This is a genomic window from Thalassotalea sp. SU-HH00458 (genome assembly GCF_040362795.1).
Taxonomy (GTDB): Bacteria; Pseudomonadota; Gammaproteobacteria; order Enterobacterales; family Alteromonadaceae; genus Thalassotalea_H; species Thalassotalea_H castellviae.
The window spans coordinates 186,457-200,312 of sequence record NZ_BAABWW010000001.1; the positions used below are offsets into that span (position 1 = coordinate 186,457).

General features: G+C 35.2%; 14 protein-coding genes. All 14 read right to left on the bottom strand.

The features are described from left to right. Positions 1-732 carry a prepilin-type N-terminal cleavage/methylation domain-containing protein gene (locus ABXH06_RS00815; protein ID WP_353516976.1) on the bottom strand — a complete coding sequence of 244 codons (732 nt, stop codon included), beginning with the start codon at positions 730-732 and terminating at the stop codon, positions 1-3. Continuing rightward, positions 726-1,142, bottom strand: coding sequence for a PilW family protein (locus ABXH06_RS00820; RefSeq protein WP_353516977.1), 417 nt, complete (start codon positions 1,140-1,142; stop codon positions 726-728). The genes ABXH06_RS00815 and ABXH06_RS00820 overlap by 7 nt, the downstream gene beginning before the upstream one ends. Then, the gene (locus ABXH06_RS00825) at positions 1,123-1,611 is read right to left on the bottom strand and encodes a type II secretion system protein (RefSeq protein ID WP_353516978.1); all 489 of its coding nucleotides are present in this window, start codon (positions 1,609-1,611) and stop codon (positions 1,123-1,125) included. Before ABXH06_RS00825 ends, ABXH06_RS00820 begins: the two co-directional genes overlap by 20 nt. After that, a complete protein-coding gene (locus ABXH06_RS00830) occupies positions 1,598-2,797 on the bottom strand; it encodes a type II secretion system F family protein (protein ID WP_353516979.1) in 1,200 nt (399 codons plus the stop codon). Before ABXH06_RS00830 ends, ABXH06_RS00825 begins: the two co-directional genes overlap by 14 nt. Continuing rightward, complete coding sequence (locus ABXH06_RS00835) at positions 2,797-4,455, bottom strand: GspE/PulE family protein (protein ID WP_353516980.1); 1,659 nt, start codon at positions 4,453-4,455, stop codon at positions 2,797-2,799. Before ABXH06_RS00835 ends, ABXH06_RS00830 begins: the two co-directional genes overlap by 1 nt. Further along, positions 4,452-4,847: a type II secretion system major pseudopilin GspG gene (gspG, locus tag ABXH06_RS00840; RefSeq protein WP_353516981.1), complete on the bottom strand. Its 396-nt coding sequence runs from the start codon at positions 4,845-4,847 to the stop codon at positions 4,452-4,454. Before gspG ends, ABXH06_RS00835 begins: the two co-directional genes overlap by 4 nt. 100 nt (positions 4,848-4,947) lie before the next feature. Further along, positions 4,948-6,000 (bottom strand): UDP-N-acetylglucosamine--undecaprenyl-phosphate N-acetylglucosaminephosphotransferase, encoded by a 1,053-nt coding sequence (wecA, locus tag ABXH06_RS00845; protein ID WP_311577859.1) that lies wholly within the window; start codon positions 5,998-6,000, stop codon positions 4,948-4,950. A gap of 225 nt (positions 6,001-6,225) precedes the next feature. Continuing rightward, the gene (locus tag ABXH06_RS00850) at positions 6,226-8,958 is read right to left on the bottom strand and encodes an SLBB domain-containing protein (RefSeq protein WP_311577862.1); all 2,733 of its coding nucleotides are present in this window, start codon (positions 8,956-8,958) and stop codon (positions 6,226-6,228) included. Positions 8,959-9,054: 96 nt separating this feature from the next. Then, on the bottom strand, positions 9,055-9,840 hold the full coding sequence (locus tag ABXH06_RS00855; protein ID WP_311577865.1) for an MlaA family lipoprotein: 786 nt from the start codon (positions 9,838-9,840) through the stop codon (positions 9,055-9,057). A gap of 123 nt (positions 9,841-9,963) precedes the next feature. Continuing rightward, on the bottom strand, positions 9,964-10,410 hold the full coding sequence (locus ABXH06_RS00860) for a DUF2802 domain-containing protein (RefSeq protein ID WP_353516982.1): 447 nt from the start codon (positions 10,408-10,410) through the stop codon (positions 9,964-9,966). 75 nt (positions 10,411-10,485) lie between these two features. Next, the gene (locus tag ABXH06_RS00865; RefSeq protein ID WP_311577871.1) at positions 10,486-10,980 is read right to left on the bottom strand and encodes a chemotaxis protein CheW; all 495 of its coding nucleotides are present in this window, start codon (positions 10,978-10,980) and stop codon (positions 10,486-10,488) included. A 90-nt stretch (positions 10,981-11,070) separates the two neighbouring features. Then, a complete protein-coding gene (locus ABXH06_RS00870) occupies positions 11,071-11,886 on the bottom strand; it encodes a chemotaxis protein CheW (RefSeq protein ID WP_353516983.1) in 816 nt (271 codons plus the stop codon). 6 nt (positions 11,887-11,892) lie between these two features. Next, the gene (locus ABXH06_RS00875) at positions 11,893-12,669 is read right to left on the bottom strand and encodes a ParA family protein (RefSeq protein WP_311577878.1); all 777 of its coding nucleotides are present in this window, start codon (positions 12,667-12,669) and stop codon (positions 11,893-11,895) included. A gap of 42 nt (positions 12,670-12,711) precedes the next feature. Further along, positions 12,712-13,836: a protein-glutamate methylesterase/protein-glutamine glutaminase gene (locus ABXH06_RS00880; protein ID WP_353516984.1), complete on the bottom strand. Its 1,125-nt coding sequence runs from the start codon at positions 13,834-13,836 to the stop codon at positions 12,712-12,714. Positions 13,837-13,856 lie beyond the last annotated feature (20 nt).

The following is a 13,856-nucleotide window of genomic DNA, read 5'->3' on the forward strand; positions in this document are numbered from 1 at the left end:
TCAAGCATCGTTTCTAAAGTTGGCGATTAATAAAAAAATAGTATTATTAGGTAAGTCTATATTAAACAAGCTTTGATTTTTATTTTTACTCAAATGAAGTTTAACACTAGCAGGTAAGATTCTTGTGTTAGCTAATTCATGCTTTGTATAAAATTTTCTTAATTCTATTTTTTGATTATTCCCTGCAATATTAGCTTGTTCTAATGCGTCGGCAAATGAAGTCCAACCATAATAAGACCAAGATATTGATGAATAGCCTTGAAATAATATCGCTTGCTTTTGCCATTGAGTAATTTTTTCAAATCCATCGAGTGTAAATACCGGTTTATTTAAAAGGTTACTCTCTCGGTAGATTAAACTTTCTTTATCACCAACACGCAATACTTCCAATTCTACAAGTGCCGTGCCTTTTGAAAATATAGGTGAATTTGACACGAAACGTAAATGCTGTTGATCTCCTTCAAAGTAGATACTTTCTTTATCATTATTATTTTTAACCACATAACTTACTGCCGAAATAAATAATTTGTTAACAGCATCTAAACCTATGCCTTGATTTGTACCCTGCCAAAACACATCCACTCTTTTCTGCCATTTTTGACTGTATAAACTGTAAGCATAATACCCCGTAAACATAATCATCATTAGTAACGACGTTGCTAACATTAATTCTATTAGTGTAAAGCCTTTACTTTTTTGTATGCACTGTATATGAGTTGTTTGAATTACCATGAGGCCACCTTAAAAACAAAAGGGGGATATACTTTTTCATTAACTTCTGCGGTCACATTAACACTGAACAAGCTAAACTGTTTATGTGGTGGTTCAGCATCTGATAACTCTATTGCTCTCGATTCGAATTTTTCCCGCACAGCTTTCCATTGAAAATTTATACCGCTAATTAGTACTTGCCCTGAATGCTCTGCTAGTTTTCTATTTTCAGCGAGCTTTCTTAAATCTGATTTAATTGCTTGTACTGCGACAATACTTGATTGTGAAAATCTTGCACTTTCAGTAATTTTATTAGCAGACAAACTAGAAGCATTGTATAGCTCAGCTGTAAGTGCCAATGCAGTAAATAATATTACTGCAGCAATTAAAACTTCTATTAAGGTGAAACCTTTATTCTTCTGTAATTTCATTAAAAATAGCATTTAATGGTAAGTGTTTTATTTCATTTTTTAAGATAAAACCGAAAGTGTTCGGTGAGACTACACCTTTACTTGTAATAAAATAATCTTGGGCGACAAAGGTTAGCTGCTTAAATGTTAATAATTGAGATGTTAATTCTGCGCTATATTTTTGCTCTGATAGTTCATTTTCATTAATACTAGGATCTATTTCTTCACCGTAGTGGCTTACAGTGTTTTGCTTAATTAACGTAATTTTATTTTCTTGTAATCTAACAGTTATTGGTCCTTTGCCATAATATGACTGGTAAGCGAGTTGATGAAATAGTTGCGTTACTTGTTCAAGTTCTACTACACGTTCTTGTTTAGCTATATTTTGTTGCATAATACCGCCGGTTAAAGTGAGTAACACTGCGACAATGGCCATAACAACCATTAGCTCAATTAAGGAAAATCCTTGATTATTGTTAGAATGGAACATCGTTAATCGACACCATACTCATTAACATTGATATCACAATGCCACCAACAAAACCTCCCATAAAAACTAACATAAGAGGTTCTAACAAGGTAGTTAATTTTTTGATAACTGCATCTAAATCAATTCTACTTCTACTTGCAACTTCATTAAACACTCGAGGTAAAGTACCCGTTTCCTCACCTACCTTAATAATTGATAAGAAGAACTCGGGAAATATTTGAGTTTTAGATAACACAAAACTTAACTGTTTACCTGACTTCAGTTGTCCTAGAGCTTGTTTGGCTTCGCGTTTTAGATCTTCATGCTTCAACGTATTACTTGTAAGTTCAAAGGTTGTATCTAATTGAAGTCCCGCTTCCAACATCATAGCCATAGAGGAAGCAAAACGAATTCGTTCAGAGGTTAAAATTATCTTTCCTATCCCTGGAATTTTCGCTGCGGTTACATAACACCAGTTTCTAAACTTAACCTGTTTATAAGCGTAACTCATTCCAATTAAAGCCGCGACTATTCCCCCAACAATTAAATGTTCGTTGGCAACAAAAAAATTACTTACCCCAATTATCATTTGTGTATACCAGGGAGCTAGCGATAAGTCGGTAAATATACCGGCCATTTTAGGTACGATAAAAGTTAAAACAAAATAAACTGCGGCTAAACAAACAAACATAATGACGCTTGGATAAGTTAATGCTTGCGAAATTTGAGATTTGAGCTCTTTTCGAAATTTTAGGTCATCAGCCAATCGTTGCAATACTTCCGGTAAATTACCTGATGTTTCACCTATTTCTAATAAACTAATATAAAGAGGGTCAAATAATTCATCATGTTCAGCAAAAGCTTTACTTAATGATGAACCTTTTTTTAGAGAAGCTGATATTTTAAATAATAATTGGTTTAATGCAGGTTGAGAGTTTGTTTGTTGAATAATTTCAATACCTTTATCAACTCGCACTCCACTTTCTAATAATAACGACAATTGTGAAGTAAAAAACTCTAACTCATCTAAAGTAATACCACGTTGAAAATAATCTTTAAGCGTTTTTTTATTACTTAACGCAATGAGCTCAATAACATGAATACCATCTTTTTGAAGTTTTTTTTGTGCGTCAGCATTATCTATCGCTGTAATACTACCTTGATGCCTGCTACCTTCAGCATCTATGCCTTTATATTGAAAATCCATTAGCCTGCAACTCGTAACACTTCTTCGATAGTAGTGACGCCTAGCAAAGCTTTATAGAAGCCATCTTCCAAAAGGTTTCGACGTTGAAGTGCATCGTTATGAGCTTGTGCTTGACGAATAAACTGATCATTTTTGGGTATTTGCTTAATATCGTCATCGCAACGCAAATATTCATTGATCGCTATTCTACCTTTATAACCAGAATGATTACATTGCTCACAACCAACCGCTTCTAGTAAAGTTATAGAATCCAGTGACGCTTTCTCTTTTACTTTTTGTAAAGGATAATTGATAAATAATTCATCTATATTTTCTGCAGGTTTAGCGCAGTGTGTACAAACTTTACGCGCTAAACGCTGAGCAACAATAGATACAAGTGCTGCATTTAATAAAAACTCATCCACTCCTAAATCAAGTAAACGAGTATAAGCACTTGCGGCATCATTAGTATGTACCGTAGAAAAAACTAAATGACCTGTTAATGCTGATTGCAATGCTATTCGCGCTGTTTCAGCATCACGAATTTCACCAACCATAATAATATCTGGATCTTGTCTTACAATTGAACGAAGACCAGCCGCAAAATCGAAACCTATCTCTGGGTTCACATGCACCTGATTAATACCTTCTAGTTGATATTCAACAGGGTCTTCAAGGGTAATAATTTTGACGTCTTCACTATTTAATTCATTTAAAAAGGTATAAAGCGTTGTAGTTTTACCTGAGCCGGTTGGGCCTGTTAATAGAATTACACCTGTTGTTTTAGCTAAATCTTGTTGAATCAATAATTGTGTATCGTTGGCCAACCCTAATACCGACATATCATATCGAATAGCATCTTTCTTTAAAAAACGTAAAACAATGCTCTCGCTTTCATTTAACGGCAATGCTGACACTCGAATATCCAATTCTTGATTGGCAATTCGCATTTCAATTTTGCCATCTTGAGGTCGCCTTTTTTCTGCAATATCCATCCCTGATAATATTTTTAACCGGGTGATAATTGGCATTTGCATTTTCGTCGCCAAATTTTCAACCGTATGTAAAACACCATCAATTCGATATCTCACGCGATATTTATTGTTGTAAGGTTCAAGATGCATATCAGAAGCGCCTCGAGCAAGCGCTTTGGTGATCAACGTATTGAGTAAATTAACGGTTGGCGCTTCAACTGCTAGCTCTCTAAGCCTAGCTTCTTCATCACCACTTAATTCATCTTCATCAGGTAAACTTTCAGTTAAGGCTTGTATTTGATAAAAATAAGCTTGTAAATCTGACTCTTTAGCCAGTTCAAATTCAACATCTAAATTATTGTTTTGAACGTACTCAATTAATTCAAGGTTTAAAGGATCTTTGGCTGCTACAATCCTTTTATTATCATTTGATTCGAGTAATAAAGCATTTTTAGATTTAAAAAAACTTAACTCTTCTAAAGATTGATCATCAGCCTTCCAGTCTTGCCATTTACTTGCGTCAAAAATTGGCAGACTCAATAGGGTAGAAAACAATGGAATAAGATCGTCTTCAGTAAGACATCCCATATTTACTAGGATTTGTTCTAAACGACCACCATTTCGACTTTGAAATCTTTTACCTTTTTCAAGGTCAGATTTAGTCACTTGAAAGGTAGTTAATAATTCATTTTCTAATGAGATCATTGATGAATAATATCTTCATTTTCGTCGGTACCACCAACTTTACCATCAAGACCATATGACATTAATGAAAATGGCATGCCATTTTCTCCTGGCGTTTGATAAACGTATGGTTGACCCCATGGATCTAATGGAATAGCTTTAGGTAAATATGGACCGTCCCAATTTGGATTAGTACTTGCCCGTAATTCTTCTAATGAACTAGGTACCGAACCGATATCTAATCGGTAAGTGTCAATAGCGGTTTCAAACATTTGCATTTGTGCAACAGCAGTTTTCTTTTTTGATGAACTTACTTTTGAGAATAATTTTGGTGCTACTAATGAGCCAAGAAGTCCAAGAATGATCAATACGATCATTAACTCCATTAAGCTAAAGCCTTTAGATTTTTTCATAATAAAATTGTTTTACTATCTGATATATACTAGTTGAAAGTATATTAACGTTTGACGCCTATCTTAAGCAATGAAAAACTTATAATTCAATTGTTATAAATTATTTTAACGCTCGAATAAATTTCCAAGCGTGTTGAATCGCATATGAATATGTAATAAAGGCAACTAGATAAAGCGATAATAAAATCCACTCAGCCACCATAAAAATTTCACCAAGAATACCTACTAATGCAAAAGAAATCGCTAAAGCACTAATTGCCCATAATGATTGGCGAGATGATAAACCTAAACGCATGCAAATATGATGAAGATGCCCATTATCAGCTTTAAAGGGTGAATCTCCTTTACGAATACGACGGATCATAATAGCGAACATATCCATCAGAGGAATAGCAATGATCCATAAGGCAGTAACTGGTCTAAAAGCAGCTTCTGATAACTCCGTAGTTTGGGTACTAAGCGCTAATAGCCAAATAACGGTGAGTCCCATAAACATGCTACCGGCATCTCCCATAAATATTTTTTTACCTCGAGGATTACGAGTACTAACGTTATAAAATAAATAAGGAATGATAGCTACGACTAAAATAAGCGGTAGCAAAATATCGGCTGAGTTATCATTTAATACGGTAAGTATTGCCACTGAAGAGATAGTCACAATACTCATGGAGCCTGCTAAACCATCTATCCCATCTATCATATTAAAAGCATTGATAGCAGCTACACAGGCTAGCATAGTAAATATCATGCCGAAATTTCCTAACTCAACGGGCCCAGTCGCAAAAAGGTTACCAAAATCATGAATATAGATACCTGCGCCAAACACCATGATTGTGGCAACTATGCCTTGGAATATCATCCTAGGTGCAACTTTTAAGTCGTAAATATCATCCATCGTGCCGATAAACACTAACAGGGCTGATGAAATAAAATATAAATTAAGTAATTTACTTTGATCAATAAAAAGAGTCGAGGCAATTAGTACCCCAGTATAAATCGAGATCCCGCCGATTAAAGGAATTGCACCATCATGCTTTTTTCTTGCATTAGGTAAATCAACTAAGCCAATCTGCGGCGCTAGCGGTAATAAAATTTTAATAGTAGAAATAGAAACAACAAAAGCGACTAAAAGTGCACTTATAGTAAATAGCATTAGATAACCCTGTTTATTAGCCTTAAAATTCCTTTTTTAGCTAATTTTTTATATTTAAATGTTACAAATAAAAAGCGCGCTAATTATAGTATTCAATTAGCCGCTAATCTAGGCTTTGACAAAAATATTACTCGTAAAATTAACATAAATGTAAATAAATTTGCTTTTTACCAGTAAATGCCATTATTGAAGAGTGATATTTACTGGTATTCAATCTAATTATTTTTATAAACCTGAAATTGCCGCTACAGCAACCGCTGCCTGATAAACGATTTGTGTAGCTGCCTGCCATAAAGATAAATCTTCCATAAAATATGAATCTAAAGGTACTACCACTGTATCGCCCGGTTTTAAGCTTTCATCGGTTGATTCAAACCAGTTACTGTTATTTGGTATTTCAACCGCGCCATTGGCTTTAATAACATAAATTCGATCATTATCTGCTTGTTTTTTACTACCGCCACTTAAATCCACATAATCATATGCGGTTAAGCCTTCCTGATAGATATGTGAAGAAGCCACTTGTACCTGACCAACAACATTGATGGAGTTTTGTTTCGATGGAATATAAAGCACATCGCCATCTTCCAAGATAACATCAACGTCAGTATTTGCAGTGATTTTTGGTATATCAATAACTAAGCGACCAATCGGTTTTATGTTAGTTAGATCCGCAAGTAACTGACTGGTTTGTTTATAATCAAAATTAGCAGAGCCTTCACGTTGTGATAAGTTTTTAGAAGCTATCTCCATTCTTAAACTTTCAGACACTTTAACCAGATTTTTCAATTCAAGTTGCTTTAATTTTTCACGTGTAAATAACGACGCTTCTATATAAGCAAACTCAGTAAAGCCACCAACGCGTTCGATTAATTGCCCCAATGTTTCACCGCGTTTAATGGTGTATTTTCCTGGGAATTTAAACTCGCCTTTTAGCTCTACATTATGGTTTTCTTGCCAAGAAGGAATATGGTGTACATTGATACGATCTTTACTTTCCAATAAATGGTTATCTTGCTCACTACCATTTAAAGCGGCTGATAATTTAAAATTAATCGACGTTTTATCGGCTTTCTCATTTACGATAACGTTTCGTGTAATTTCAGACTTCATTAAATAGGCTGACTCTAGTAAGCCACCAGAAGCTTTAATTAAATCGTTGACTCTGCCATTTTTCGGTAAAGGATACAGACCCGGATATTTTACCGCGCCATCAACTTCAACCATTTGAATAGGTTGTCCAGAAGCGGCTTGTCGTTTAAGTTGTTCTATAATTGGCGCTAATAATCGTTTACGAGAGAAAAAACCTAGCTCTCGAATTTCAAGTTCTTTATTTGTTTCACCCGCAAGCTCTTCAATTGACTGGTATGTTTGTTTTAGCGTTTCTTTTGCCTGATCAACTTCATTAATCTCTTTTATTGCTGTACTGGAATCTTCATCGCCGTAATGATCCCAAAACTTTCGAGATTCATATTTTTTTTCTGCATTTTCTTTTTCAAGATCAAACAGTTCAGTTTTTGTTAGGGCAAAATCATCTAGCGAATCAATATTTGAAGCAATAGTTTCAATATTTGAGAAAACAACAATTTTATCACGTGGTTGTAATGTTAAATTATCTGTTGAAGAAGTGTCGCTTAAAGCATCGAATAAACTAAATTGCAGTACTTCAATATTTCTTCCAATGTCTTTTTCACGAATAATTAAACTATAAGTTAGATCTGCATCATCTTCTAAATACGCATGAATATCAGGGATTAGATCCGTCACTTTTTGATGTTCTTTCCACTGGTAACGACCTGGACGAGCGACAGCACCAATAATGGTTACGGCATCCTCATATAAATCAGAAGTTTTCATCACACGGATAACATCACCTGATTTAACCGAATGTTTTAATGATTCTTTATCTGTTAAATCAACACTTTGAACAATCCTAAGATTTTCGTCATTGAAACGTTCTACAATCGTAGATGCTGGGTAAGCTGAAGGTAATAACCCACCAGCCATAGATAATGCCGATGCAAATGTATCTTGCTTGGAAAGTTCATAAATTGCAGGACGAGTAACTTCACCATCAACGGTTATTTTATCGCCAACAGGATTGATAAAGACGACATCACCAGATTTGAGCATTACATCGTTAGAAGAATCACCTTTAATTAATAAGTCGTATAAATCTAACGTTGTAATTAATTTACCGGCTCTTTTTAATTGGATATTTCGTAATGAGCCAATATCATTAATACCACCAGCGGCAAATAAAGCATGGGTAATACTTGATAATGAATTCATCACATAAGGACCAGGTTTAAAAGCTTCGCCCAAAACAAATACTCTAATAGAACGCAAGTCACTTAACGTTATAATGGCTTCTACACCTAAAATTTTACTGCTAATTTGATTTGCTAAATATTTTTTGACCTCTAAAAAGGACATGCCAATCACTGAAAATGCTCCGAGCTCTGGCAGAATGATTTGTCCTTCTCGAGTTACTTCTACGTCGTACTGATTATTTTCTTTACCAAAAATTTGAACGGTTAAAACATCTCCAGGACCAATTAAATAAGACTCTGGCACTGCGATATCAATGTTGGGTGCAAAGGTTAAAGGTGCGTTAGCAAAAACATCATAGCCAAAAGGTTGAGGGCCTTTTTCTTCTTCCTCGGTATCTGTTGTAGGTTGGTTATCGAAAATTGGATTACCAAATTCATCGAACTGAGTGCCTCTTGGGTAATACTGTTGTAGTGTTTCTGCATTTTCAGTGGTGTTACTTTGGCTAGTCGACATTTGACTTTGAAGCGCAGAAAAATTGATTCCCATGCTTTGTGCCAACGATTTTTGTTGGGCAGGCGATAACTTTTTAAATTGCGCAAGTTGCTGTGGAGTAATATTACTTGGCATTTGCGCCGCAGATAATTCACCAACAAACATCACACTCAAAAAAAGAGCTATAAACATACTGAAAATTTTACTTACTTTAATCATTTATCACGCCAAAAGTTACTTAATTCAAACAAAGGTTTAATTATTTTTATCTTCAAAATTAATTAGTTGTTAATCAATTTCTTCAAATTCATCCATAAAAGCTTCTAAATCTGCTTCACTTTCATCTACCTCGATTGGAGGGTTACCATCATACACTTTATAGTTAATATTTTGAAAGTATGCGTTTTTAACAAATTCATAAGAGTCTACTGAATCGTTGATTAATTGCTCTTGATCAGCAAGTGCGGCTCGTTTCTCTAATCCGATCACGCCAACTCTTAATAAATTTGGCCAAAAATCTATAATCGCAAGAGGCCAATAATATCGATCAACATAGTCACCAACTTCTTCTCTAACAGACGTTGGACCCATTGCAGGTACGACTAGATAAGGCCCATCACCTACTCCATAAACGCCGAGCACTTCACCAAATTCTTCTTGCTCTCGTGTCCAACCAAAATCACTGGCAGGATCAAAGATCCCGAATAAGCCTATGGTCGAGTTTAAAACAAACCGGCCAGTATTTTTAGCCGCCGCTGAAAACTTACCTTGCAATAAATGATTAATAATTGACGATGGCTCATTCAAATTCATCGCCATATTAAATAAGCCTGTACGCACATCTTCATTAACATATTCAACATAGGCTTGCGACGTGGGTTTTAAGACATATTTATCGGCATAATTCCAAGTAAAATCCCAAAAAGGTCGATTAATAGACTCTAACGGATCTAACGGTGCATTCGCATTTTGTTCAACTTTGGGTGTTGACGAGCAACCAGCAAGAACGAATAAAAATACACTCGCTAAAAGTTTACTATTTGTAGAAAAGTTTTTTATAAAAGCAAAAGACAAAACAATCTTTCCTTGGTTCAATATTGTACGTCTGTAAATTGCTGAGGAGTTTAACATGCAAGACCGCTACACGGTACTTTTTGATGTTTAAAAATGATGGAAATATTAATAAAAATTGTAAAATTAGGTGTTTTTCTGTTTATGCATAGCGATAAGTATTTCTGCTTCCGCATGAGGTAGATCACATTCTCGAACGAGTTCTTCAACATCTGCCCCTAACTTCACCATTTTTTGGGCGCGACTATACAACTTATCTTCGGGTTGCTGCTGTTGAATTTGTTCTATAATTTCATGGGTTTGCGTGAGTTTTTCTTGCAAAACTTTTATTCGATGTTCAAGTTGTTGACTAATTTGTTGGTGCTCTAACTGCCAGGCTTGCAGGGAATTTTCTTTCGCCGTTAACTCACTTTGTTGTTGTTGATTAGCAAGTTTTAATTCATTAATTATAAACTCGTAACTTTCAATTTGTACTTCTAACGCACTGAAACGAATTTGATTTTTTTTGTTTTGAAAGAAAATGAGTACAAATAAAAATAACACTAGTGCTAAAGCAGCAAGACTATAAACCATCAATACATCCATAGCAGTCGTTTCTTTTCCATACTCATTTCAAAAGGCACTCAATACCGTTAAGTGCCTGATCAGTTAGAATTGTTTCAATTCATCCCATTCATCATCAGAAAGTAATTTATTCAAGTCGACTAAAATAAGTAATTCACCATCTCTATTTGAGACACCTTGAATGAATTTAGCACTTTCATCATTACCAACATTTGGCGCAATATCGATTTCAGAAGCTCTTAAGTAAACAACTTCGGCAACACTATCCACTAAAATGCCAATTACTTGCTTTTCAGCTTCAATAATAACGATGCGAGTATTATCAGTGACTTCTGATGATTCGAGACCAAATCTAGAACGAGTATCAATTACGGTGACAACATTACCACGTAAATTAATAATCCCTAAAACATACAAAGGTGCACCTGGAACGGGTGCTATTTCGGTATAACGCAAGACTTCTTGAACTTGCATAACATTAATACCATATGTTTCACTATCTAATTTAAATGTTACCCATTGTAGAACTTCATCATTGGTATCAACATTATCATTTGCACTGCGTCTTTCTTCAGACATACCGCTTGCCTCTTAAAGTTATTCACTTTTCCACTAGAATATTATTAATATAGTCTATCGTTCAAGTTTTTAATATTAATTCTATAAATATTAATGTGTTGACTGATTTACATTCGCACCTTCTTCAAGCATATGGATTAATGCATCAACATCTAATAAAGCGCACATTCGCTCTTTGACTAATCCTGCTAACCAAGGCCTTTTCTGAGAATCTTCTAACCATTTCACATCTTCGTGCTCTAAAGTAACCGTATCAATTAAATTTTCAGCCATCAATCCCCAAGGACTATTATTTAACATGATGATATATTGATAGTTTAGCGAATCTTTTAGCGTTTGGTTACATTTTTCTGGCATGACCCAAACGGCAGTATCAACAACATTGATTTTTTCTTCTCGATGAAGCATCACGCCTGTAAACCACTCAGGTTTACCGACTAAACTATTAATTTTATCTACGTTATGAATACCACCTAATTCAATCAGAGGTACAGCAACGGTTAAGCCTGCCACATCAAAAAACATGGCTTGAAAACTACCCTTTCGATAATTTTTATCGGCGTCAATTTTAAACTCAGCTAAGCTTTTTTTCGTTTGAATTTGCGGCTCTGTTTCGATCTCAACTTCAGGAATGACTTCAACTTCAGGCGGTGTTTTACTTTCAACTTTAACCTTAGCAGGTTCCATTATTTTATTTGCTGATTTAGCAGAGGTGACCGCTTCAAGCGTTGATTTTTCAATGTTGTTAGCAACACTTGCTTGTTGTAATAATTTATCGAGCTTTTCTTTCTCGGCAGTTTTAGATAGTGCTTCAGCTTCCAAATTTGGACTGTTCTCTTCTTCTGTCATTAACTCTGACAGATAGTTTTGCATTAATTTTTGGCTCGCAGCTAAAGACTTTTTCATAAATAATTAGCTCTTTTTCTTATGAAGTTTAATTAAATAGTCTAGCAGTTTTTTATAAGCTAAAACCCCTCGACTAGAAGGAGAATAGTCAGATGGCACACGTTGAATATTACTAGCATTTCTAAAATTGGTGTCAATCGGCACAACGCCATTCCAAACAGCATCACCGTATAAGTCTTGTAATTTTTTGTATGCTAATAAAGAAGCTTTAGTTCGTTTATCAAACATGGTCGGAATGATGGTATAAATAAAAGGCTTTTGTTGTTCACCTTGCATTATTTCCATTGTTTTCATCATTCTATCTAAGCCTTTTAGCGCAAGAAATTCTGTTTGCACCGGAACAATGATCCTATCAGATGCAACTAGCGCATTTACCATTAATACGCCAAGAACGGGTGGACAATCCATTAAGACATAATCGTATTCATCTGAAAGCTTTTGGATGGCTTTTTTAAGAACTAGCCCCATGCCTCCTTTAGCACCTAAAGATCTATCTAATGTAGCTAAGCCCATTGTCGCCGGCAAAATATCAATATTTTTATAGGCGGTAGGACAAAGTGTTTGCATGATTTGTTCTTTGGTCGAAACTTGAACGAATAGATCATAAACACTTAGCTCAAGATCTTCCGATTCTATACCAAAATAATAACTAAGAGATGCATGGGGGTCAGTATCCACTAATAAAACTCTTTTGCCACGTTCGGCTAATAATCCGCCTAACGAGATAGTTGAAGTAGTCTTACCTACACCACCTTTTTGATTTGCTATTGTCCAAACAACCAAAAGTTCACCTATTGTGTTATTAAATTAATCAAAAAATGAAAGCTATTTATAATTAATCTCTTTCAAGATAGCTTTAGAAAAATCAAGTAAGGGTAATTCAAGCGATGAAATTCCAGCATTGGCCACAGCTTGCGGCATACCATAAACGACACATGTTTCCTCATTTTGAGACCATATCACTGACCCTTTGCTTTTTAACATTCTTGAGCCATCACGTCCGTCAGATCCCATCCCTGTTAATATTATAGCTAAAACATTATTAGAAAATATTTTTGAAGTAGAACCAAAAGTTATATCAACACTTGGTTTAAATGCTATTCGTGCAGAATCATCATCTAAAATTTTAATTCTAGGGTTACTTTCCTTCCCTTCTAACACCATTTGTTTACCGCCGGGCGCTAAATATGCACAACCGGGTTTAAGTGAATCACCATCTTCCGCTTCTTTGACGGTTATTTTACATAAGGAATTCAGCCGAGTTGCAAACGCTTTAGTAAACGCTGCCGGCATATGCTGCACCATAATAATAGGTAGTGGGAAATCACTCGGTAATTGAGTTAATATTTTTTGTAAGGCAACTGGCCCGCCGGTAGAAGTTCCTATGGCTAAGAGTTTATAGGTATTTCCTGACGCTTTATTGAAGCTAGTTGACCTTGGTGTCGTTTTGTTAGCATCAAGCGGTACTTTTTCTTTCACACTTTGAGTGCTTCTAGACGTTTTTAACGCGGACGATTCTTTATTAAAACTAGTTCGCGGTATCCTACCAACTTTTTTATTGGCTAACTCTAATACTCGTTGCTTTAATACACTACCAGCATCGCCTGACGTTTTTGCTATCTCATTAAATTTTTTAGGTAAAAAATCTAATGCCCCTGCATCTAAAGCTTCTAGCGTTGCTTTTGCCCCTTGGTGAGTTAATGAAGAAAACATTAAAATAGACGTGGGTGAATTCGCCATAATCTGCTTAACAGCTTCAATACCATTAAGCAGCGGCATTTCGATGTCCATAGTGATGACATCAGGTTTTAATTCTTTTGCTTTTTTTACTGCTTCGACACCATTTACAGCAACATCTATTACCGTTAAGTTTCTATCACTATTAAGGATATCACTGACTCTACGACGGAAAAAACTTGAGTCGTCAACAACCAAAACCTTATAGGCCATTTATCATCTCTTTAAACTTG